Below are 24042 nucleotides of genomic sequence, written 5' to 3'. Positions count from 1 at the left end.
CGCGGAAGTCTAGCGACCTCCCTCTCGAGGATTTCCCTCTGAATTCTGGTGAACGCCGCAGCGCGCCAAAGTACCGCTGAGTTGATCTGCTTGCAAGATTCACGGTCGCAAGCGATCGGCTCCGATACCGTTTTATAGCGGCCCCTCAAGAAGGTCCGGGGAGAGGCTTTCTCCTTGCATGCCGGACAGTCCAATGGATCGTTTCGATGCTTCCACCTTTCGAACATGTCCGCGAGCCACCGTCGCATTGCGTCCTCCAATGCTCATGGAACAAGCGACGGTTCGACGCTCGCCGGGCCGGAGAGGTCAGCCGCCGATCGAAAAAGCGCAAGCGCAGACTCGGCCGCAGCCTCATATTTATCGTACTCTGTCTTTGTCCGCACCTTTGCGTCGGCGATGGTCGTCACGGGCGGGTTCGCATTGCCTGCAGCAATGCGCAGCTTTTCCTCAAGCACTCTCAGATCGCCTATGGCCCTGTTCAGTTCGGCCAATGCAGGCGGAGAAACGAGCTTTCCGGCCACATACACCACTTGGCTGAGGCCAAGAACCCCGAGCAGCGTCGCCGGGATTGCAAAGGATGCGAGTTGGTTGACTCCGGTGACGAGAAGCGCTCCGCCTACGACAAGGCTGAAAATGCAGTTCTGGTACCGATAGACGTCGAATTCGCCATCACTGGTGACGATGTCGCGCCAACGTGCGGTCTTGCCTTCAGAAAGACCGGCGGGGCTGATCCAATTCCTTCGTAATAGCCAGGCCCAATTCTCATAGTCGAGGCGGTTGCGTTGGACGTCGGTCCCTTTGGCCGCTGTCGACCCGACCGCAGCGATTCCCAGCAACAACAATATCGTCTCCGAAAGTTCGGACAACGCACCGGTGCGCAGAAGAATGTATAGCAAAAGGGCGAATACAATAATTGAGAAAAACAGAATCTGAAGCTTCGCAAGACTGCCTTTTCCGTCGGAGCCGGCCGTCAGGAAAACGGGATCAAAATTGCGAATTCCCAGCTTGCCGTCTTTTGCGAACGCCCGTGAGGCAAACCAATAGATGAAAACGATGACGATCAACACCGCCGCCGTGCTCCAGAATGAAGAGCTCACAGGGATCGAGAGCTTAGACATGAGCAGAGGCGGCTTATCCACGTTTGTGTTGCACGCATAGATGTAAACCGTGGCGGATTTCCAGAGCCCGCCAGCATCGGTCGGTACATCTAGCGTCACCAGCGTGTCGGTACTGCTAGCAAGCCCGCTGGCAATATATCGGCTTTTCTCAGGAATTTTTGTCGCGGAAGCGTAGTCACGTCCACCGTAGATATTGTCTGCTGTAGCGACCTTGCCGTAGTAGGTCGCTCCTTCAAGAATCTTTGCCTTCAGGATGAATTCTGTTGTCGTTCCTGCCGGAACAATAGCTGTAGTCGCTATTAGCTGCTGACCTGCACCGTAAATGAACTTGTTGTCGCCGATGCAATCGTCTCCCGGTGACCATGTTGCGGGCTTCGGCTTTGCAGGCTGGTCCGGCGCCTTGGTCTCTTCAGGAACAGGTGCGGCCGGCTTTGGAGGAGAGACGCCGGCATCTTCCGCGGCTAAGGAGTGAACATTCACGAGTGCCGAAATCGCGACGACGAACGGTAGCCAGAGAGCGCCCCTCATCGGAGGTCTCCAATATAAGATTTGGGAAAACCTGGACATTAGCTGCAAGAAGAAGAAAAATCAATCTAAAATTGCCATATTGGGCGCGATTGCGAACGTCTTTGTCGTTCAGGATGAGAGGTCCCATATCTGGGGAAGCGAGGTGAGTGGCGTCTTGCCCAGAAGCACTTTGCGTGTCGGCCCTTAAATTGGAGCGGTCAGAGCAGTGCGACTATGCGTCCGTGAACGTGGTATGCTGCCGAAGCCAATCTGCGCTTCTACGCGCCACCGGGCGCCATTTGTCACCAACCCGCGCTGCGCTGCCCCAACCAGCGGACCACGTGGCACGAGCCCGGGAGTTCGCTCGGGCCCCCGCTCATTGGACGGTCAATTGCGCGGGCCGTCTACGCAAATGGCGCACCCGACACGATTCGAACGTGTGACCTTTGCCTTCGGAGTATTTTAAGTTGTCTTGCGCCAGAAAACGCCAGGACATCCAATGCTGCGATATCCTACTATAATCATTAGTAAATCTCGAATGAGCGTCCGCCGGCTCTATCCTGCGATACGCCCCAGTTTTCCTCCAAGTGCTTACGTGGTGCTTACGCGGGAGACGGGCTTCGGAGGAGAGAAAATCCGTGCCTAAGCTCAGTAAACGCGTTGTCGATGGCGCCGAACCGCAAGCCAAAGACTACGTCATCTGGGATGACGATCTGCCTGGCTTTGGTCTGCGCGTCTTCAAGTCGGGTAAGCGCAGCTACCTAATTCAATACCGTTCAGCCGGCCGCTCTCGCCGCTATAGCATCGGTGTTCACGGTGTTTGGACGCCGGAGCTTGCACGCAAGGAAGCCAAGATTCAGCTGGGGCGGGTGGCACAGGGCGACAACCCAGCCGAAGAGCGGCAACTCGATCACAAGGCGGTCACGGTCAAGGAGCTCTGCGAACTCTACCTCAAAGACTTTGAAGCGGGCCTTATTCTAGGCAAGGGCGGACGCCCGAAGAAGTCGACCACGTTGGTGACGGACACTGGGCGCATCAATCGCCATATCATTCCCTTGATCGGCACGCGTCGGGTCAAGGATCTCGTCAAAGCAGACGTCAACAAGGTCTTGAAGGACATCATGGCAGGGAAGACCCGTGTCAGCGTCAAGACCAAGAAGCTCCGCGGCAGAGCCAACGTGCGCGGTGGTGTCGGCACGGCAACGAGGACCGTAGGCCTCCTCGGCGGCATCCTCACCTACGCGGTGGAGGCCGGTATCATCGAGCACAACCCAGCTCATGGCATTCGCAAGCCGAAGGACAACGTGCGCAATCGTCGGCTCACGGAGGCCGAGTACCGGACGCTGGGTGAGATGCTGGAGACAGCAGCCAAGGACGAAAAGTACGCCATAACGGTCGACATCATTCGTCAGATCGCGCTGACCGGCTGCCGTCGCAGTGAAATTATCGGCCTCAGGTGGTCCGAAGTGGATACCGACGCGAGCTGTTTGCGTCTAGCGGACAGCAAGGAGGGCGCTTCGATCCGACCGATCGGACTTCCTGTGGTGGAATTTATGGAGGCCCGAAAGAGGAAGAAAGTCGGCTCTTACGTTTTCCCTGGGTACAGAGATGACAATGCATTCGGCAGCTTCCCAAACCACTGGGAACAGTTGTTCAGTAAATCATCGCTCTCCGACGTCACACCCCATGTGCTACGTCATAGCTTCGCGAGCATCGCTAACGACCTTGGCTTCACTGAGGTGACTATCGCGGCGCTGGTCGGGCATTCAAAGGGGTCGGTCACCAGCAAGTACATCCATACACTCGATACAGCTCTCATCATGGCTGCCGATACGATCGCGGGTTACATCCAGGGCCTGCTGGAAGGTGTCAAGTTCAAACAGACCGCCTATGCGTTAGATCTTGATTCCCGGAAGGCCGCCTTGGCTCGCTTCTTGGCCAAGGCAGTTTGTCAGCTTACCGATGAAATCAAAGAAGCGGATCGTCAGGCCGCCTCGCACGCAACCTTAGAACAATCCACGGACCAATGCGTAAGACTGATAGCCGATCAATGTCGCGCGCGGCATTAAGGTCATCGGCAAATGTGGTGAGGGGCACGGGAGATCGTTCGCCCAACCAAAGAACCCATACCGCGCCCTGCTCAGCGTCGCGGATCAGGACTTCAAGGTGAAGCTTGCCTTGGCCAATTTGGGTCGGAGGATTATTGTGTACGCAAAAATTCGCAGTTTTTGCGAATATCAGCAGCTTTAGCATTGCGGCTCTGCTCAAGGGAGTATATTCTATATGCCAGTTTTCTCATTTTCTGTGAATTAAAGCTTGTGAAAAGTACAGTCTCTCATCTGCCGCAAGGTCGCGCGCAGCTCCAGCGCGTTCTCTCCGCATCCGGTGATGTGATCCACATCGAGGATGTGACGAAGGCGCTTGACGTCTCGCGGGTGGAGGCGGCGAAGCGGCTCGCACGTTGGCGAGAGCAAGGCTGGCTTAGCCGGGTGGGGACTGGCGCTTACGTGCCCGCAGCCGTGGATACGCTCGGCTCGGAGCGCGTTCTTGATGACGCCTGGGTGCTGGTGCCGGCCCTGTTCGCTCCGGCCTATATCGGCGGTCGCACTGCGGCCGAGCACTGGGATCTCACGGAGCAGATTTTCAAGGACGTTGTCGTGGTGACCGGCCGGGCCCTCCGCACCAAACACAAGCAGCTCCAGGGCTTCGACTTCACGCTCAAGCATCTGAATCCGGCAAAGATTTTCGGTACCAGGCAAGTTTGGCGCCATCAGAGCAAAGTGCCGGTGTCGGACGTGCACCGCACCATCGTTGATATACTTGATGACCCAGCCATCGGCGGCGGCATCCAGCAGGTCTCGGACTGTCTGAATGCTTACTTCAAGCGATCTGACCGCAGCAACGAGAAGCTCATCCAATACGCGGACCAGCTCGGGAACGGCGCCGTCTTTAAGCGCCTCGGCTTCTTGGCCGAACGGCAGGCCGATGGGACGGAACTCGCCGAGCTCTGCCGTCAAAGGCTGACAACCGGTAATGCAAAGTTAGATCCCGCTTTGGATTGTAAGCGACTCGCCTCAAGATGGCGGTTGTTCATTCCCGCATCCTGGGCAGCCGGAGACCCTCATTGATCGACAGGCGCGAAATCCTCGATCTTGCCGTGCAGACGTCGCTCACTCCGCATGTCATCGAAAAGGATTACGTTCTCGGCTGGATACTGGCCGGCATCTACGCCCATGAGGAGCTCGCCGAGAAATGGATCTTCAAAGGTGGCACCTGTCTGAAGAAGTGCTTTTTTGAGACCTACCGGTTCTCGGAGGATCTCGATTTTACGCTGCGTGACGAAGCCCAGCTCGACGAAGCTTTCCTCAAGCGCGTCTTCTCCGAGATCGGGACTTGGATTTACGAAGAGACCGGCATCGAGGTTCCGGCCGCTCAACAGGAATTCGATATCTACCGCAATCCACGCGGCAACCTCTCCTGCCAAGGCAAGATCAGTTACAAAGGCCCGGTCTCCCCGACCCGGCCCTTGCCGCGCATCAAGCTCGATCTGACGGCTGACGAGTACGTCGCTCTGCCGCCTGAGACTGTGGAGATTTTCCATCCTTACTCCGATGCTCCGGAAGAGGGCATCGAGGTGCTTGCCTACGATTATGTTGAGGCATTCGCCGAGAAGTTTCGGGCGCTTGCTGAGCGCACCCGTCCTCGCGACCTCTATGACGTCGTCAATCTCTACCGAAACTCTGACGCCAGGCCCGAGCGCGTTCAGTTTGTCGATGTTCTGCGCCAGAAATGCGCCTTCAAAGGCATTCAGCTGCCGCAGCTAGTGGACATCGAACAGCATCGAGGTGACGTCGAGGCCGGCTGGACGGGAATGCTCAACCATCAGCTTCCGGCCTTGTTGCCAATTGCGTCGTTCTGGAACGCTCTGCCCGAGATTTTCCAGTGGCTCCATAGTGAGGTGGTGGCACCGGTGTTGCCAGCCATGCCGCTCATGGGTGGCGCCACCGCGGAAATTGTCCGCGACCGGATCATCGGCCTACCAACCGGGTTACCCGGCCAGACCGCGATCGAAGTTATCCGCTTCGCTGCGGCCAACCGGCTGCTTGTTAATATTGATTACCGCGATAAGGATGGCAAACGCTCGACTCGCGCAATCGAAGCATACTCGCTGCGACGATCACGCGAGGGCGCCATCCTGTTGATGGCCGTCCGCGCAGAAGACGGAAAGTCGCGCACCTATCGCCTAGACAGTATCCTTGGAGCTTCACCGACGCAGACCACCTTCTCGCCCCGTTATCCGATCGAACTGACACCAACCGGCGTTCAGTCAATTCCGCCGACATCACGATCTACGGAAATATCGATGCCACGAGCCTCGACGCGGCGGCAGTCGCGAACCTCGAGCTCCGGACCAACTTACGTCTTTCGCTGCACCGTTTGCGGCAAGCTTTTCGAGCGTAAAACCCACGACAGCACGCTGCGGCCTCACAAGAACCGGGCGGGCTACCAGTGCTACGGTTCTTACGGGGCCTACATCCGCACCAAATATTAGGTCGATAGCTATATGAAAAACTTGCAATCGGCGTTGACCCTCGTGGATCGGTTTGAAGCAGGGAAGTTTGTCGAACCATCTGAGGCAGAGAGTTTAATCGTGGAAGTCTTTCAGACGTGCGGCTGCCCGGTTATTGAAAAGGGTTTCGCCGTCTCGGAACATGCTCTGCTTGAGGTCGATTGCTTCATTCGCACGAAGATTGATGAGTCTCTGGAGACGATCGCAATCGAGATAAAAGCTGCTGGGAGACAGGCTGGTCTCGAATCAGTTGAGCAAGCTTTCAGGTTAAAAACAACTGGGCCGTTTGATCGCGCGATGATCTTATCGCGACTCGGATTTTCTGCCGAAGCGCTCCGTCATGCCGATACGGTCGGACTCGGTAAAATTGATTTGCTCCAGCCGAACGATCTGCGCGCATGGCTTTCAAAACAGGCCGAGGCGGAACAAGACGATTCTGAACAGGCAGATACGGCATACGAACGGATCGTGAGAACGGCAATGCGGCAGCTCGTAGAACTGATCGCTCGTCGGCCGGAGACCCTCGTAGAGCTTGAATGGCGGGAGCTTGAGAAAGTTTTGCGGGAAGCCTTTGAAGGAATTGGCTTCGAGACGAAGCTCACACGGCCGGGTAAGGATGGCGGATTCGATCTCGAATTGACTGCTACGGAAGGCGGTCGAAAACAAATATACCTTGTCGAGGTTAAGCATTGGGCGGAGGCGAGACCGGGCATGGCTCATGTACGAAAGTTCGTCGAAGTGACCGCGTCCCGACAGGCTACAGCGGGCATCTTTCTGTCTACATCCGGCTTCACGAAGCCCCTGTACCGCGGGATCACTGAATTCACAGAGCCGATGTATCTTGGGGAAAGCAACAAGGTTGTGTCGTTGTGTAAGACGTACTTTCGCCTTCGTAGCGCGATGTGGATCGAAGATGTCGATCTGCAAGCGACGCTTCTGTCGGAAACGCGGTCGATCGGAATTCGCCCGATCACGTCGTGACTTCTGGATATTTGCCGCAAGAATGAGATAAGGTAGGCAGGGTGAGAATAAAACTATTCAAAGCTCGGGCGCTTTGACGGAAACAAATCCCGTCGCAGGCTCACTGCAAATAACCTGAAGGTCATAGGTTCAAATCCCTACCCGTCGACCGGGTTAGCTGCCATCGCGGAAAGTTGGCCCTCGGCTGTTTGCTTTTCCCCCGACCGTGAACTTCTACTCGTCTCCAGACCTCATCCCCCTCGGCCGCCATCCGACCGGGTCTGCGATCCAGCGGTTGATGTCGGATTCATGCTAGCCCGAGCCGTTGGTGCTGATTTTGAGCTGCGCGGGGAATGTACCCTCCGCAATCTTTCGATAGATGGTGGACCGGGATAGTCCGGTCCTGGCGAGGATGGCTTTTAGACGGATGATACGGTCTGGCTCGCGCATGGCCGAGATGCCCCTTGCTGGCTGCTTCTGACGGCTTGTGAGGCCAGAGAGGCCCAACAGGTGAAGGCGGACAATGGGAGTTCGTGCGTTGCCGGTCATAGCGTAAGGTCGGCTGCAATTGGGATGGGCTAAAGTCCGAGGCCACGGCCTCTGCCAAGATCGATGCCATGGGCTAAGGCCAGATCCTGGCCGAGGCGCCGGCCTGATTCGAACGCGATGCCGAGGTCATTCTTGCGGCCGGCGAGGATGGATTCCAGTTGCGGATCGCGCTCGAGACCTTTGGCCATGTCGCCCATCACCGCGCGCGTCGCCCTGTAGCCGGCCATGTCGCCGGCCTGATACAGGCGCTGGCTGGTCTGTTCGAGCTTCTGCCAGCGCTCCACGAACCGGTCGGCACGGCGGCTCGGATCGATGCGCAGTTCGGTCTCGAGCTGGAGCGCGCGGATGGCGCGGTTGAGGCGTCCGCTGGCGGCCTCACGGGCCAGCTCCGGGTTCTTTCTGTAAGCGGCCTCGGCGTCGTGCGAGCCAAAGGGACGCACCTCCTCAAAGGCTTGGCGGGCCTTCTGCAGCTCTTTGACCTGTTCGGGGCTTGCTCTGCCGCCCGTCTCCTGCGCCGTAAGGATCGCATCCATAGCGCGGGCATGGCGTACCAGCGCCCGGGTCCGGACGCGACGCGCTTCCGCTTCGGGATCTTGCGCCACATTCCTTGCCGGCACTTCGGCTGCGCGCCGGCCGGCTTCCGTATCGCTCGTCTCCCTTTCCGGCGATCCCCGCTCGGGCCGTTGTCCGCCATCCCGGTCGGACGCCTCTCCAGGAACGCGAATGCCGTCGAATATGTCGCGCAGCTTCTCCGGCACGATCTTGCGCACGATCTCGGCCACGCGCTCGCGGAAGGCGATGGCACGCCGCTCGGCGTAGTTCTGGATCGGATCGGCACGTTCGTAGTCCGAAGCCATGTCCTTGGCCCGATCGCGCGACAGGGCGCGGACAAGACGGTCCGCATCGGCAAAATCGTCACGGCCGTAATGCAGGTCGACGCCGTCGCGATGTCGCGACAGCGCGACATAGCTGCTGTGGGCATCCATGCCGGGCGTCGCCAGCACATGGACCCGGTCGACCGTCATGCCCTGCGCTTTGTGAATCGTCGCCGCATAGCCGTGGTCGATCCGGTTGTAGTCCTTGAGGTCGAAGCGCACGGCTCGGCCATCGTCGGTCTGCACGGTCATCGATTGAATGCTGACCAACTCAATGGTCCCGAGCGTGCCGTTCTTCACGCCAAGCCCCCGCTCATTCTGCAGGAACATGACGCGATCTCCGCTCGCGAAGCTTCTCGCGCCGCGCTCGACTGTCACACGCACCTCGTCGCCCAGATCGCCCGCGGCCCGCATCCGCCTGCGCGCCGCCTCGTTCACGATGCGGACCTCGTCGTTTGTGTGGGTGAGGATGATCCGGCTCCAATCCGGCGATGCCTGCCGGTCGTGGTCCCAGCGCTCGATCAGATCGCCGCGCGCCTGCTCTCGGGTCTGGGCCTCATGCACCATGCCGCGGGAGCGATAAGCTCCGAGCGCATGGCCCACTTTACCGGTCGCCAGATCGCGCGTGGCGTCGCGCTGCCAGTCCTCGCGTTGACGGCGCACTTCACCGATTTCGGCGCCGCCGTGACGCTCATGGATCGACCGGAATGCCGCGCCCGCCTCGATCGCTTGCAGTTGCTGCGGATCACCGACCAGGACCACCTTGGCGCCAGCCTGGGCAGCATGGGACAGCACGCGCTCGAGCTGGCGCGTGCCGACCATGCCGGCCTCGTCGATCACCAGCACATCGCTCGATTTCAGCAGATCACGGCCTTGCTCCCAGCCATGCTCCAGGCTGGCAATCGTGCGTGACGATATGCCCGATCCGCTTTCGAGGTTTTCCGCGGCGACGCCGGACAGCGCCACGCCCCGGACCTCGAAGCCGGCCGCCTCCCACGCCTCTCGCGCCACCCCCAGCATCGCGCTCTTTCCCGTCCCGGCATGGCCGACCACGACGCCGAGATCGCGCCCGTTTGTGACATGCGCCAGCGCCTCGGCCTGCTCGGATGACAGGACCAGGCCTTGCGCTTCCGCGCGCGACAAAGCGGCCCTGCGGTCCGCGTCGCCGACCTCATGGCGCTTCCGCTCCGCCAGCAGCTCTGAAGCTTGGTGCAGGCGCTGCTCTGCCTCGATCATTCCGCGGGTGGTGAACCGGTCCTCGCCGCGGGCGTCCCTGCCGAGTTCGACCAGATCAGGCGCCCCCTGCATTGCGCCCATCACCGCGTTGAACTGGTGGAGCCCGTCGCTGTGCCGGTGCGCGAACTTCGCCAGGTCGCGGCGCGTGAAGGTTGATTGCTGCCGGGTGATGGCCTCCAGTCCAAGGGAGGGATCGGCGATGATCCGCGCGCCATTGTTCCGCGCGATCTCGCGGTGCATCTCGGCCCGGTCGGCCTCAATCCCTTCGCCTGCGACGCCCCGAACTTCGATCCTTTTGGCCGGCGCGCCGATCTGGCTTTGCGGCTCGAGCGCAATGCCCTGGGCATCTAGACTGCGATGGTCGATCCGCGCGTCGATGTCGAGCTCGGCCAGGCGCTCGTTGGCGAGCTCCGCCCAGCGTTTGCGCCAGCGCTCGACCATCTCGGTGCGGTTCCAGTCTCGCACCTTTTGGCCAAAGCCCTTCTCGCCGACCGCGCGCATCGTTAGCATCACGTGGGCATGGGGCTTGGGCAGTCCGTCCTCACCCCTGTCCCAATGCACATTGAGATCGGCAATCATGCCGAGACCGACGAACTCACCGTGAACGAAGTCCCGGGCCAGCTCGATGCCCTGCGCATCAGTCATCTCGCGCGGAAGGGCGAATTCGACCTCGCGTGCAAGCTGGGCATCTTTCCGGACTTCGAACGCTTCGACATCATTCCAAAGCCGTTCGCGATCGCTCCAAGCCTCCGGCGCGTTCTCCGGCAGCATCACCTCGGAATGGACGACGCCACGCTTGCCGGAAAAATCCTGATCACGGCCAAGCTGCTCGTCGCGCAGACGCGAGCCCGAACGGTAGGCGGCCGACGCCACCGCACTGCTTCCGGCCTTGCGGCCGATGACCTTGACGTGAAGATGATAGATCGCCATCGCGATCAGATCACTGACACACCGAAGCGCACGTCGGAACGACGTATAAGCGCGCCCTCCCTCGAAAAAATCTCGGGAGGGATCGCACCGTGTCAGCCTGTCCTGATGATCCTACAGTATTCTGCTGTTTGCTCGCCTATGATTTCTGCATCGAACTCATGGAGACGAGGATGCGCAAACCACGAGACTTTGATGCGGACCTGAAGGCACTCGAAGAAAAGGCGCGCGGGCTGAAAACTCGCAAGGTGCGCCAGCTCGGCGAACTGGTTATCGCGACTGGAGCCGACACTCTCACCGCTGAAGAACTGGCCGGCGCGCTGATCGTGCTGGCCGAGACGAAAGAGGCCGGTAGGAAGGAGGCATGGGCCAAGCGCGGCGCCGCGTTCTTTCAAAGCCGGTCGCGGCGAAATGCGCCAACAACTGACCTCAACCCTGACGTCGCTCCTACGCAACCGAGCGGCGTGCAACCGGCATCAAGCCGCAAGGGCGCGGCATGACATGCGCGCATGGCAGGTCGAACGCCGCAAGCGCACGCGGCACCTCATCGAACTCGGCGGTCTCGTCGTCAAAGCCGGAATCGTGGGGCTGACTCGCGATGATCGCGTTATGATCTACGGCGCGTTAATCTGGATCGCCGAGAAACTCAACGGCGATCGGCGCGAAACGGCGAGTGCGCTCTGGGCCGCAAAAGGAAAGGAGGCATTTTCTGTGGAACGGGCGACACATGTACTCTCACTATCGCAGCAAACGGCGCAGCATCGGGAATGACCCATCGTGGGCGGCGCGAAGTCTCCGAATATTGCAGTGCTGCCCGCCAACGCGCGGCTTGAGGTCCCTTTTCGGTTGGATGGAAGCCAGAGTTCAGACCTTTGATGGCTTACCCAAAGCTCCGCTGAAAGATCGACTTTAGTGACGAACACAAACGTGCCGTAAGCGTCGTTCTCAAGCCACGGCTTTGAGGACTTGACCGCGGTAGACCCAGGGCAGGAGCTCGTCTATTTCGCGGTTCGGATGACCATTCGCGATCCTGGTCAGGACGTCGGAGAGATAGGCAAGCAGGTCGACATCGTTGCGCTTGCAGGTCTCGATAAGGGAGGCGACGACAGCCCAGTGTTCGGCGTTACAAAGTACTTTCCCTGTATTCTGAGCCGACTGCTAAGTGTTCGTTCCCATCGGATGTCTCCAAGCAATCCTAAGGTTATTGGGCCACCATAGCGCGCCTTCCGGGAATTCTTAATCAGGCTGGTACGCTCTGACGTGTCAAGAGAGATGGCCATTGGTAGATCGTCCTCGGAACTGAATTGCCAACCTGCCGATCTGCAGGACCGCTAAGTCCCGCCGGGCGCCCCGGCCCCCCGCGCGGCTTCCCGTCGCGCCATAGCGCGGGAAATGCGGCAAGCCAAGCTCTTATTGTGAGCGCACTCGACCGTGGCTTGTGATCGGGGGGCGGCTCGAACATGACGTTGACGTCTTTGCTCCGGGACAGCGAATAGAGGGCCGGCTTGCGGTCTAGATTGGCATTTGAACAAAAGAAGAGCTATTCTTTGTTTCGGTGAGCACGGAACAGGGCCGTGTCCGCCAACACCGATGAGATCCAAGGCCTAAACCCGCGCCCTAGAAGCAGCGACGGACGAAGTGATCGCGTCATGCGACGGCGACGTGCGAGCGGCTGTTCGAGAGTTGATCGTTGCCAGCGGCATGCTGGAGGACGAGCCGAACGGCCAACGTGCGGCGGACTCATCGGGCTATGCGCGTGGTGGGACAAGAGGGAAGCAGTAGGGCAGGGAGAGTTCAGGTGGCCGGCGCAATCGCTCGGCGCCTTGATTGCCACCACAACGGAGATCACGCATGGTCGAAGGGAGCATGACAGGAGTGGCGTGCCGGCGAGGCGCTTGCCAGTCGACCGCGAGGGACAAGGAAGCTGACGCAGCGTCGGTGGCCGCTGAGCCGGCTGGCGCGCCGCTCAAGATCGTCGGCACCACGGGTGACGACTCGCAGCTAAGCTTCGAGCTGGCGGCCGGTGCGACACGCGGCGACGCGGAAGCTTTCATGCGCGATGAACAGGTTTGTCACTTGTTCCGGTAGCGGTGCAGCTCTCTGGGGTAAGGCTCTCCGACCGGTCTGCCGAAATGTCAGGGCGACGCGGCCGGACGGGTTCATTCTGCCAAGCTACAAGAAATGCCGGATACGACCAAAAATAGAGTCGGTGGCGAGGCTAAGTGTTGAGTCCGAAATCGGAGCGTCGTGCCTCAATTTAACGCAATCAATCAGACGTTCAATTTACTGCAGCGAGACTCGGCCGACATATAGGCGCGCTCAGAGCACGGGAGTCGACCAAAATTTCCTATCAGCAGTACTATCGCTGCGTCTGGCCCTCCGGTAACATTCACCTAAAGGTTGCTTTTGGGCACCTGGCGGGACCGAGGAGAGGGAGATGGTTTACGCTCGCATTTTTACGCTGCAGATATTCCTGCAAACTCTGTTTGTGGTCACAGGTGAAGTAAAAAGTTCCTATGCTTATGTAATCGATGGCATGACGCTGGGTGAGAAACTCCCGGCCAGTTCTTACGCAAAGAGGTTCAGTGAGTGCAGCGACAGCCGCGATTTTGACGGATATCAGTGGTGCAAGCGAATTCAGCCGAGGCCGACTAGCTTAGGTCGCGGTCAAGCTACTACACAGATTCTTCGGTCGAAAGATGGAACACTCACCTATCTTATGACGACCGTAGCGCCCGTCTCGCTTAGCAAGTCGATAGTGCAGGCGGAGATTGACGAGCTCTCGCGAGAAAACAAAGAACAACCAATAAAGCTTGACTGGTATCAGACTCGAGATGGCATCACTGCCGTAATCGGTGTATGGGGCAAGCTTGAACTCGCAAGGATCCACAAAGACGATATTGGTCGCACGGATGCATTGATTGATCCCTTGGAAGATCCCGATAAATCAACAGATCAGGGCCTTCCCATATTTAGAGTAGCGGGAGAAGCCGGCTATGTCTATTGCGCAAGCTTCGATGCAAGTGGACGGGGGCACAGGCACTACGTTGCAGCCAATATGGCTCAGGCGGCGATCACGACCTTCGTTCCCACGCTCGAGGAAGCCGTTCGCGATGACCAGACTCGTTCGGCAGATGACTTCTCGCTCTGGATTAAAGTCGCTCAGGACAGCAGGCGTATCGCCGTTGCCGCCTCTCCTGCGGTTGCAAATCGAGAATTGGATAAGATCTTCCAGAGATACCGGCAAAAAAAGCTTCAATCGCGTGTGTGGGCGCTACTTCCTTTGGGTGTTTCTGAAACGCTCGGTCAGAAGATACATTGGACGGAAGTAAACTATGGTCCTAATACCCTGTATCCGGAAATACGAGAACGGATATTAGAGTTCTTGGCTGCAAATCCCAAAGGACGATTTTCAGAGTTTCTATATTACACGATAGGTGAGTTCGAAAAAGGACTGGCGGTTAACCCCTCGTCGGTCATCAAGACGGAGCTCCGGTATGCTATGGGCTATGCTGCTCTTAGGCCGTTACTCGAAGGCGTCGTAAAACGTCTAAACGATCCCGAAATCCATCTTGCCGACGGCGATTCCATAGAGTCAGTAATCTCGCTCCTGAATCATGAAGCACGATATAGAAGTACGCGACTAAGTGCTGTCGATCCCGAGTTTGTAAGCAGGGCGGCAGTCGCCAAGCCGCTGTTCGAGCTGGTGCTAAATGACGAATCGTCTAGATTGGCCGATGATGCGGCCTACATGATAGGCTGGCTTGCGTTTCATCAGAATAAGATGCAAGAAGCGCTCGGTTACGCTGCGCGGGCAATGAACGTTGGAAATGGCGATTATAGTTCTGCTGCCACACGGCTAGTGCTTCGAATATTTGAGAGATACACGCCTCAGCAGCAGGTTGCAGCACTTGAAGAGATTCCTGCGTTGTCGCAGCAGCCCGCGATATGGTACAAGGTGGCTCGAGATGCTTACCGGCGTTTCGATTATACGTACGTGATCGATGTAGCTGAGAGAGCGTTGCGCTACTTGCAAGCGCCGTCGGACCAGCTACCTGCGACTACGGACCCAATTCTCATTGCGCAAGCACTGAAAAAGATTAAGCACAAGTATGCTGACGATCCCAATTTTGTGGAAATTCCATACGTGTTGCAGGCGTCTCGGGAGATCGTCGAACTTAGCACCTCTATTAAATCAATTGCTGACAGTCGCCCTGATGCGGCCAATAAAATTGTGAGAATGGCTGTGATCAAGTACTCACGGCTCACAGACGCCACCGACGACGTAGCCAGCAGAAAGCGCATGGCGCCGCTGGCGCACCGCGACCTACGACAGGCCCTGCACCTTATAGACATTTCTCTCGCGCAGTTGCCAAAGAAGACGCAACTCGATTCACTACGCGAATGGCTACTTTATAGAAAGGTCAGAATCCTGGTTTCTTTTGATCCTCGCAAGGTTCCAACCTCAGTCGTGGATCTTTCAAACGAATTCCCGGGTTCAAGCCTGTTAGACGACGCCATGGCGGAGCAGTTGTACTCGGAGGGAGTAAGGCTAAAAAATGTAGAGGCCGCCGAGCGCACTTTTCAAGCGCTCGTCGATAAGTTTCCCCGAGCCAACGCTATCGACAACGCGTACACCTGGATGGCGATCATTTATCACTGCGCGAACAGGGCTCCGGAAGAGCATAGAATGAATTTTGAAATAATTCGACGCTTTCCAACAACGCGCCACGCGTTGTATGCTGCTAAACGGGAGGCCGTGGGTGGTTCGGTCAGCTGCAGCGTTTGGAGCGACGACGATGAAAATCTCTGAACTCATCTTGAGTCGCTTGGTCTAATCGACCGTCCAACTCGTATCCCAATGGTGCTGCTGCCAGAGCTGGACCAGTCGCGGGCTGATGAGCGCAGTCCCCTTGGCTTGTCAAGGTATGAGCCGCCCCTTATAACGTGCCGTATACAAGCTGTTTCATTCCATGGCTCCTTCTTTGGCCCGTCTCCGTAATTGTCTCTGAAACAGTCCGCAACCCACTCGGACACGTTCCCGTGCATGTCGAATAACCCAAAATCGTTTGGGCGCTTTTTTCCAACCTCTTGTGGTTCCGTGAGTGCGAGACCCCCACCGTACCATGCGTATAGATCGAGCTCCTTGTCGTCGTTTCCAAAGGAAAAGTAGGTCGATTTTCCGCCTCTGGCTGCGTACTCCCACTCGGCCTCGCTTAACAGCCGATAGTCCTCGGCAGTCACCTGCTTCAGCCAAGATGCATAGTCACGTGCATCGGCCCAGCTGACGTTCGTAATCGGCGTATTTCCGTTAGTTGCTGGATCCGCTCTCTGCGAACAAAATGAAAACCTAACACACTGGTCCCATTCGTCGTTCGTTATCTCATGCTTGGACACGGCAATTGGCGTCTCAAACTCTAACATCTTGGCAGGCTGCTCCCTGGCCATCTCTTTTACCGCCGCGGTTGGCGAGCCGATGATGATGCGGCCGGTTGGTAAAACGACCATTTCGGGGCAGTGCGAGCATTCTTTGAAAGTACTCCCTACAGACAGCGAGCCAACCGCAGCAGTATGAACTTGAGTGAGTTGGTAGGCCATCAAATGAAGCCAACGGTGCTGCCACCAGATCACCGCGGTAATGACTGCTATACAAAAAGCGACAGCAGAAGCCAAGCGGATGCGCCGGGATTGACGTCTAGAGGATTCGTCCGCTTCCTTGGATGCATTCAGATAAGTGACCTCCTTGCCGGTCGGTGCCCGAGAGCCGACCAGGCCCTTTCGCACCAGTTCTAAGGAAGCAACGTCAAGAAGGCCGGCTGACGGATCCCTTGGGTCCCATTCCTTGGCGCGGTCGGATAGACGACGGATGGCTCTTTGACCAAGCCTTTCCGACCGGTCAAAGCGACGACGCACAGGAGAAGCAAGAGTGTCGTGAGCGAGCCTCGTGGACCTTTCGTCATCGGCGGTAGCTACCGTGTAGAGCAGAGCATTTCGCAGGAGCTCGTCGATCAATCCTTCGATATCGTGTTTTTGATCAGCAAGATGGGCATATAGCTTAAACGTCTCCGACCTGGACAGCTCAAGCGCTGTGCCATAGTCCGTGGTATGCCGGTAGAGGATATCCTCGACTAGTCCCGAGTTGACATGTTGCGGATAGATCTCCGCTAGAACGTTTATTTGTTCTTCAAGAAATTGATCGAGGTCCAATTTTCCACGCATGCGGACGTCATAGTGCGTCAGACTAAGGCACTGGTTGCCGGCTCGGTCCTTCTTGGCCTCTTGCCAGAGCCGCGTAAGAATGATGCTTAGCATGGGTGTTATGGGCGACTTGGGGTCGCTTAACAGATCCATGCCTATGCGCGCCGGAAGGTCGTCATCGACGCCAACATTATACCAACTACGGAGCCGCCGGGTGCTGACTATACCGCGGACCACTTCCTCGATTTCATCCTGCGTTAATCTCTCAAGAAAGAACTCGGTAAAGACCACCTCCGCCTCGCGCAAGCGGGCACGAACTTCGGCCAGCCATTCGCTTCGAAATCCGATCAGAATTCTAGTATCGCGTCGCTCGTGTTTAAGTCGCTTGAGGCGGTGTGCCAACTGGCTAAGTTCGGCGTTACCGAACGACCGGCTAGTGAATGCTTCCTCTATCTGGTCGATTACTAGGACAACAGGCTTATTGCTGGTGTCGGTGGCCGCAAGAGCTTCTTTAAGGCGGTCTTCGAAAAGCTCCAGAAGAGTCTTGCCCGCCTCCCTGCGATGCGCCCGCGCTTCGTAGCTCCACCGTAGGCGAGGAAGCAACCCAGCCTCGAGTAATGACGATTTCCCGACCCCTGAAGCTCCATACACCAGAATGACGCCGGGCCCCTCGTTGTCAACCACCTGCTCATATAGTTCCCGCAATCTACGGCTTCTACCAAAGAAGACTTCCGCATGCTCGGCGCCGTACCATCGAAGGTACCGGAACGGCTCTGCTGGCAGTGCTTGATGAGGAAGTCCCGGCAATCCGAGAATTGGATCTATTGCTGGCAGATATCGTGCGCAGCGTGTTTGGAGTACGTCGTTGTTGATGGGACAAGCGAACAGTACGCCAGCTGCAACGGAATCTCTATTGAGAGGTGAAACTAAGTTTGATCGGATAATGCCGACTGCGACGCCATCAACAAGGCATGGAGCGCCAGAGAAGCCGTCTAGTCGAGCGCTCTGACCGGCTGCGACATTGTCGCTGTAAAGCTGATAGACGTCGATCTCTGGACCTTGTGACAGTGCGCCTTGAACGCGGCCGTCAATGAAGAGAGCCCCACCAGCCATCTCGGCAATTGCGGGGAAGCCCCAACTTTCAAATGCTCGAGAGGCACTGTCGTCATTGGAGTTGGGAGAGAGTTCGCCGAGCGTCAGTGGAAAAATGCCTGCTGTCGGATTGTCAAGTTCCAACAAAGCCCAGTCGCCTATAACGTCAAAGCATCCCTCTGTTACTTTAGCTGCAAGATCGCACAATCCAGCGTCCGGAAATGTTACCCGCAAGGCCGAGTAGAAAAATGGAGCGTCACTCAGCGAAGACTGGATCCGATCTCCCACAACATGAAAGGCGGTCAAAAGGTGCCGCTCGGTTACTAAAAAACCCGTTCCGAGGACTGTATTGCGATCGTCCCTAATGCTCGTTATCCGTGCGATTGCTCGCTTTATCTCCGGTCTCATGGCACAAGTCCACACTATGATTTAAGGTCCGTGCCTATCGGCAGGCTAAAGTATGCTTCCATTGCCTTCGTGCAGGCTAAGGAGGCGTTCTCGGATGTCTCACTTTGACGCTGGTTCAGAAGGGAACGCTAGTTGCGCGAGAACAGCCGCCGCCTCACACTCGGTGCAGCCCAAGCCAGATAGCTTTCGCTACATTTGCATCGTCAAGATATCCTGTGATCCCGTGCCTATTGTCGGTGTAGTTGTTGACGGTGCCAATATTGATAATCGATGGGTCTACGTCGAAATTGTTGGTGTCAAGCGGATACAAAGAAACGATGTCACGAGGATCGTAAGCGTTGTACCATCCATTGATGCCGAACGGGTTTGAGATAGGTGTCACTGATTTTCGGATCGCTCGAATCGCAAGGGGGGAGCCTACTGTCACGTAAGCCGGAAGCGGAGTGAACCGCGCCTTAAGAACGTTGTAAGCGACAACGCTCCCAAGGGAATGTCCCACGACAACCGACGTTTCTTGGGCAAGTAGATCCGCTACGATACTATCGATCGCGTTTCGGACCGAATCGCGCTGCGTGTATAGAAAAACGTCGCGCATGAAGACCTCAATTGTGCCTTGCGATATCGTCGTTATGCGACGATCGATAAGACGAACGATGGCTTGCACCCATTTCCAGTTTTGCAGCCCTTTTTCCGCCGGCGCTGATCCTAGCTGGGCTTGCACCTCTGCATCGCTAATTCCGACGCGGAGCCGCATTTCATTAGCGATTTGCCGTCGAAACTCGGCGTACTCGTCGAATGCCGGACTCCCTTTGGGAGCAATAGCCGGGTCGGCCGGCAACTCAAACTGACGAACGAAGTGGTCGAGGCGATCCCCATAGAAAGGAAAATCGAACACGACGCCAGCGGGCAACGCCAATCCGGCCTTATTAAGTCCGTTGTTCAGCGCCTCAAGCCATTTCGCTTTCAGCGTTTCAGGATTGTTATGTTCTTGGCTGCGGCCGTGCACAAACAGAACTCTCATTGAAGTTCTCCAAGTCTGCCGTGCTGGATCGCGTCAATAATCGCCTGCGTTCGAGACGGAGTGAATGTAGTCCATAGCGCGGGTTCGAGTTCATCTTGGGCATGATCGAGAACTTCAGGGAGTACGATGCGTCGCGCGCGCAAGAAGTTCCAGCCTTGCGTCAGCATTGGACAGAATGGCACGATCGCCGAGTTGCCAGGATCCTGTTCGGCAATTCGTCTCGCCAGCATCGCGACATCGAACAACTTGCTTCGCAAGTCGCCGGTCATACAGTCGAGAACAAAAGAGATATCGTCGCGGCGATCGGCTTCAGAATAGGCGTATGCCGCATACAAAGCTGCGGTTGGATCGAGCCCCTCCCCAACGCGAATTCGCTCGGCAAGTTCGCTAGCATGTGGTGTCTCGTTCAGGCGAAACACGCCAAACTGCGCAGCAGCAGCGACCACAGCCCTCAACCGATCCAATCTCTGCCGTCGATGGCTATAGTCGACCCAGCGAGGGCTATTTTGGGCCGGGATATAACTGACGTTTACAACTTTTCTGCCGTCCACGATTACGTGACCGACATATCCGTTCAATGCCGCCAATGCTGTGCCGTAGCCGTTTGTGAACCTAATCACAACAGTGCAGCCGCCGGTCCGTGGTGTGCCAATTGAAATCGCGTTTGGACCCCTTACATCTCCCAACGAGCTGAGTTTGGGCCGCTCGCCGGTTGCAACTATGGCGTCAGAGATTGCTGCACCTATGATTACGAATCCGGATGTGGTCACGGAGGGATGGATGCTAGGTGAGAGCGCTCCGAGCGTTGCGAGGACATGCTTGAACGGCTTGGCCGCAGCAGTCGAGAATGGTCGTGCATCCTCGATCATTTCGGTCCCTCGCATCCCTAGCGCGTGACTTAGAGCAAGGGACGCGACCTCCCGCACGTGAAGAACCTGCGTAGCGGGAGCGACATCGGCGATGTCGCCACTCCAATCCGCGGGTGCCGGCTTCGCTTTTGCAGTGCCGATATAGACCGTGTCGTCAGAAAGAACTTCCGCATCCGGTAACTGGCTCAAACGGACATCTATGTTAGCCAGGAGCGATGGCACCTCACGCTCAAGGTACTTACCGAGGTTGCGGTTCGGGATTATGCTAATAGAACGGCCATCTTCTACGATTTCACGAATCATGTCGGCGTCTGGTCTCTCAAACGCCTGCAGGAAGCAGTGCGTGAACACGTTCGTTATAAGACCTTCTTTGCCGATCGGGGCTTCGAAAGCAGAAGCACCTTGCGCTGCTGCCATGAACTTATCGACCTTTGCGCGCTTCCGCTGGATATCTTCATTTGGGAAGACGATAGTGCCTCGCACCTTGAGAGCTCGAGGCGTGTCCGGAATCGTGCGACAGGCGTCTGAGATGATCACGACGCTTGGTATCCCACAATCTTTTGCGAACTCGGCCGTTTCCGCCCAACTGATCGCAGCGTTGGCGTCGGCTGGTGCGCCGCTAAGGAGCCAAATCTCAGAATCGTTTTTCCAGTATCCGTGGCCTGAGAAATAGATGACGAGTTGCTCGAAAGTGCCGGTTCCGATAAATCCCTGGATCGCTTCTGCGATTTGACGAGGCACTACGGGTTCAGTCTGGTCGGTTATGATGACCACCTCGAATCCCTCAGTGGCCAACCACTTGCCAAAAGCTTCCGCGCCGCTTGCAGACGCCTTAAGGACCGGTAGAGCGCCTGTCTTATTGACCCCTATGACCACGGCTCCACGCTTCCTAGGCATGACGTCTCCTCAATTCCGTCGCCGTTCACGCAACGATAGATCATGTTAAATCAGGGCTGCAACCCAAAATGAGCCTCTTTGGCCGAAGCAAGGAGTGTCTTGAGGCGCCCTGAGGGCGGCGCCTTCTCGACGAGCCGCCATGATCTGTAAGGTGGCTCTCTGCTGAGAAATGAAAGCGTAACGTCACTGTCCTTTGGTTTCGACGACAGCCGGCCGGCTGCGACTCCGCCTCGCGCGTGGCGCATAAGTCGAAAAGCAGCGTTGCGATTGATCCCGTCGGCGCGTTCTTCAGCGCGGCTGTCGATTTCGCGTAGCGGATCGGGGGAGTTGTGCTGAGTACCCAGGTAGATTGGACTGCGGGGCAGCGCCGACGTTTTGAGCGGGTGCAGGACCTAAGGTAGAGAAGTTGGATCAACTCGGGGGGGGGGACGTGCTCTTGCTGGGTAAGATGCCATACGTGACCGTGCTGCCACCCGAAGTGCGCCCTGCTACCGATGGGAGAACTTCCAATGGTGCGAGCCGGCCGATGGTAGTCCGACGTGGTCGACGAGAGGTCACGGCGTACGCATCCGGTGAAGACCGCCAATTGAGCGGCGGCGCGGGTTTGAGGCTTGACCCGTTTGATCAGGCGCCAGCCGACGCTTCGGCGATCTTCCAGTTGCAGGGCAGCAGGTCGGTGACCTTTGCTGGCCGGATATCCGGCCGTCTGGCGAGCACGTCGGCCAGCCACGCTTGAGATCGACATTATTGAGCTTCGCGGTCTGGATCAGGGAGTAGATCGCAGCAGCGCAGCGGCCGCCGTCGTCGGAGCCGACGAAGGTCCAGTTCTTGCGGCCGACAGCCGCGGGGCGCAGCTCGCGCCGGCTGCGTTGTTGGACATGCACAGCGTTCCGTCGTCAAGTAGCGCGTGAACGCCTCCCAGCGTTTGAGGTTGTAGTCGATCGGCGGTCTCGCTCTTCGGAGAACTTGGCGCGGCGCTCGTGCAGGAAGGCGTGGGCCGCGCCGACCAGCGGGTGCTGCGTTGGTTGCGTATAGCGGCGCGCTCGTGTGCCGCTGGCCATTGATCTCGCGCTCGAACGCGAACGACCCATCGATCTTGGCGATCGCTTCGATCGCGATCGGCGCCTTTCTTAATCCCGCGACTCGAAGAAACTGCGCCGCGCATGGTCGCCATGCGGATCGCGCTTCAATGTCTCCTGGACCAGCAGGGCAAGGCCGTCGAAGCCCCTGCGCATGTCGGTATGCCGGCGCAAGCCAGACCTGGGTGCCGGAGGGGATCGGGATCGTCATCGCGAACCCGCCTGGAGCGCCGCAATCACCGCGGTCCCATCGCGCCATAAGCCGCGCCGTTGATCCGGATCCGTGTCCCGGACCCGCATTCGATCTCGATCAGCCCATGCGCAAAATTAGCGGCTGCGTGCGGATGGGCAGCGATCTTTCACCGCCGGAAAGCCGAACCGAATTGCCTCCTGGCTGCACAGCTGTTGTCGCCGGCGAAACACCTGGCAGGCATGCACACCGAACGCCCGTGCGCCCCCGAGGATCGTCGCTCCGGGCTGAAGCGTCGCAGCCACAATCGGCTCCTCGGCCGCCTGCGGCCAATACCGCCGGCGGCGCTCCGACGTGATCACTTCCACTTCCGCCTTCGTCATCGGACCAGCTCCAGGACTAGTCCTATGGCTTCTCCAAGCGGCACCTCCGGAGTAAGCCGGCCGTCACCTGGAGCTTACGTCACAGCGTCCTTTCGGCTGGCACAAAATGACCGCGCGTGGTCGGCTTCGCTGAAGGTCGCGTCGGTTACACGCCTCTTGGCTTGTAAATGATGGGTTAGAGACCGCTGGCCGCCGCAGCCATGATTTCCATACAAGGGTGGCGCTGAGAATTGGGCTGCGTGACCGCCAGATCGGATGTTAAGCGCGTTGGAGGCGACGCGAACTACCGTGTGCCTAGAGAGTTTTCCGAGGCCGACAGAATTCCGTGATGGCGTTCGCGACAGCAGAAGCGATATTTACTTGGTATGCAGGCGTCGCAATCAGTAGCTCCTCGTCTCGGTTAACGATTACGCCGCCCTCCAGCAGCACTGCCGGCATTTTTAGCGCGCGAAGCAAGGCCAAGTCGTCTCGCTTGTAGATTCCCCGGGTAGAATCCGCATAGGGTTTCCTTGCTCCCCATGGCTTCCAGGCCTCATGAATCCGGTTAAAGTTCAAACCTTTCTCAATCAATTGATCCGCGATTAAGCGCGCTAGCTCCAAGCTCTCGAGGTATTTTGGATTGCTCGGCGCGACGTGAAGGGAGAACCCATTCGATTGATCGAAGAAGTAGAGTGTTTGGCCGCCGTACGTCCACTTGTTAAGATAATCGTCGTTGATGCCGTCATGATGAACAGAAATGAATACATTGGCATTCATTGCGTTAGCGAGATCCGCCCTTTGGGCGAGAGTAGTTCCCACTCTAGGGATCAAGAGGCGTGTGGAACGAAAACCTTCGCTGATCAGTTCATCGCTAACTCGCGTTGCAAGCTTGATATTAAAATCATATTCGGGCACGCCGCGGGCGCTTGTTTCTCCCCAGCTGCATACTTTACCTCGTTGACATTGTTGCAGCGGCTGGCGCGCGATGTGTCCCACGTCGATCGCGATGACGATGTCCTCTGTCGCTCTCGAACTGCAGCTAGCCGCGAGCACGACCTGGCAAGGCGACAACAGAAGCGGGATCATCAGTGGGAACACGAGGGCCCATTGTATTACGCGCATATGCGCCTCCACGGAGTCGATAGTCCGTTCGTTAAGAAACGGATGGTCCATCCATCCGTTTG

At 57.6% G+C, this 24042-nt stretch carries 16 protein-coding genes and 2 pseudogenes; 7 read left to right on the top strand and 11 right to left on the bottom strand.

All coding sequences use genetic code 11. The annotated features are described in order from the left end of the window. Positions 1-263: 263 nt before the first annotated feature. The gene (locus QQL87_RS15195; RefSeq protein WP_284422127.1) at positions 264-1646 is read right to left on the bottom strand and encodes a hypothetical protein; all 1383 of its coding nucleotides are present in this window, start codon (positions 1644-1646) and stop codon (positions 264-266) included. Between the two features lie 617 nt (positions 1647-2263). Here QQL87_RS15195 and QQL87_RS15190 point away from each other — a divergent pair. The 4 genes from QQL87_RS15190 to QQL87_RS15175 all read left to right on the top strand — a co-directional run bounded on the left by QQL87_RS15190 (position 2264) and on the right by QQL87_RS15175 (position 7176). Next, positions 2264-3694 carry a tyrosine-type recombinase/integrase gene (locus tag QQL87_RS15190; protein WP_284422126.1) on the top strand — a complete coding sequence of 477 codons (1431 nt, stop codon included), beginning with the start codon at positions 2264-2266 and terminating at the stop codon, positions 3692-3694. A gap of 249 nt (positions 3695-3943) precedes the next feature. Further along, positions 3944-4753 (top strand): type IV toxin-antitoxin system AbiEi family antitoxin domain-containing protein, encoded by an 810-nt coding sequence (locus QQL87_RS15185; RefSeq protein ID WP_284422125.1) that lies wholly within the window; start codon positions 3944-3946, stop codon positions 4751-4753. Next, entirely contained in the window at positions 4750-6177 is a 1428-nt protein-coding gene (locus tag QQL87_RS15180; protein WP_284422124.1) for a nucleotidyl transferase AbiEii/AbiGii toxin family protein, read from the top strand. The genes QQL87_RS15185 and QQL87_RS15180 overlap by 4 nt, the downstream gene beginning before the upstream one ends. A gap of 12 nt (positions 6178-6189) precedes the next feature. After that, complete coding sequence (locus QQL87_RS15175) at positions 6190-7176, top strand: restriction endonuclease (protein WP_284422123.1); 987 nt, start codon at positions 6190-6192, stop codon at positions 7174-7176. 291 nt (positions 7177-7467) lie between these two features. Here QQL87_RS15175 and QQL87_RS15170 read toward each other — a convergent pair whose 3' ends face one another. Both QQL87_RS15170 and traA read right to left on the bottom strand, forming a co-directional pair. After that, entirely contained in the window at positions 7468-7605 is a 138-nt protein-coding gene (locus QQL87_RS15170) for a helix-turn-helix transcriptional regulator (protein ID WP_502871173.1), read from the bottom strand. 128 nt (positions 7606-7733) lie between these two features. Next, positions 7734-10745, bottom strand: coding sequence for a Ti-type conjugative transfer relaxase TraA (traA, locus tag QQL87_RS15165; RefSeq protein WP_284422121.1), 3012 nt, complete (start codon positions 10743-10745; stop codon positions 7734-7736). Positions 10746-10915: 170 nt separating this feature from the next. On the opposite strand from traA, the gene QQL87_RS15160 reads away from it, so the two are divergent. Both QQL87_RS15160 and QQL87_RS15155 read left to right on the top strand, forming a co-directional pair. After that, entirely contained in the window at positions 10916-11242 is a 327-nt protein-coding gene (locus QQL87_RS15160) for a conjugal transfer protein TraD (protein ID WP_284422120.1), read from the top strand. Between the two features lies 1 nt (position 11243). Continuing rightward, positions 11244-11513 carry a conjugal transfer protein TraD gene (locus QQL87_RS15155; RefSeq protein ID WP_284422119.1) on the top strand — a complete coding sequence of 90 codons (270 nt, stop codon included), beginning with the start codon at positions 11244-11246 and terminating at the stop codon, positions 11511-11513. Between the two features lie 174 nt (positions 11514-11687). On the opposite strand, the pseudogene QQL87_RS15150 reads toward QQL87_RS15155, so the two are convergent. Continuing rightward, a pseudogene (locus QQL87_RS15150) lies at positions 11688-11864 on the bottom strand (transposase domain-containing protein); the annotation flags it as partial. A 1315-nt stretch (positions 11865-13179) separates the two neighbouring features. On the opposite strand from QQL87_RS15150, the gene QQL87_RS15145 reads away from it, so the two are divergent. Continuing rightward, entirely contained in the window at positions 13180-15555 is a 2376-nt protein-coding gene (locus QQL87_RS15145) for a tetratricopeptide repeat protein (RefSeq protein WP_284422117.1), read from the top strand. A 2-nt stretch (positions 15556-15557) separates the two neighbouring features. Here QQL87_RS15145 and QQL87_RS15140 read toward each other — a convergent pair whose 3' ends face one another. From QQL87_RS15140 to QQL87_RS15110, 7 genes and pseudogenes are all read right to left on the bottom strand, one after another. After that, positions 15558-18440: an SUMF1/EgtB/PvdO family nonheme iron enzyme gene (locus QQL87_RS15140; RefSeq protein ID WP_349817297.1), complete on the bottom strand. Its 2883-nt coding sequence runs from the start codon at positions 18438-18440 to the stop codon at positions 15558-15560. Between the two features lie 154 nt (positions 18441-18594). Continuing rightward, the gene (locus QQL87_RS15135; RefSeq protein ID WP_284422115.1) at positions 18595-19461 is read right to left on the bottom strand and encodes a hypothetical protein; all 867 of its coding nucleotides are present in this window, start codon (positions 19459-19461) and stop codon (positions 18595-18597) included. Then, positions 19458-21227, bottom strand: a complete 1770-nt coding sequence (locus tag QQL87_RS15130) for a caspase family protein (protein WP_284422114.1) — start codon at positions 21225-21227, stop codon at positions 19458-19460. Before QQL87_RS15130 ends, QQL87_RS15135 begins: the two co-directional genes overlap by 4 nt. Before the next feature lie 624 nt (positions 21228-21851). Continuing rightward, positions 21852-22166, bottom strand: a pseudogene (locus QQL87_RS37325) (IS66 family transposase); the annotation flags it as partial. Between the two features lie 191 nt (positions 22167-22357). Then, a complete protein-coding gene (locus tag QQL87_RS15120) occupies positions 22358-22462 on the bottom strand; it encodes a hypothetical protein (protein WP_284422112.1) in 105 nt (34 codons plus the stop codon). Between the two features lie 171 nt (positions 22463-22633). Beyond that, positions 22634-22879, bottom strand: a complete 246-nt coding sequence (locus QQL87_RS15115; protein ID WP_284422111.1) for a hypothetical protein — start codon at positions 22877-22879, stop codon at positions 22634-22636. 294 nt (positions 22880-23173) lie between these two features. Continuing rightward, positions 23174-24031, bottom strand: a complete 858-nt coding sequence (locus tag QQL87_RS15110) for an N-acetylmuramoyl-L-alanine amidase family protein (RefSeq protein ID WP_284422110.1) — start codon at positions 24029-24031, stop codon at positions 23174-23176. Positions 24032-24042: the final 11 nt, after the last annotated feature.

The organism is Bradyrhizobium sp. SSBR45G, assembly GCF_030159255.1.
In the GTDB taxonomy this organism is placed as follows: Bacteria; Pseudomonadota; Alphaproteobacteria; order Rhizobiales; family Xanthobacteraceae; genus Bradyrhizobium.
The sequence above is the reverse complement of the archived record's forward strand: the minus strand, read 5'-3'. Positions and strand labels throughout refer to the sequence as shown.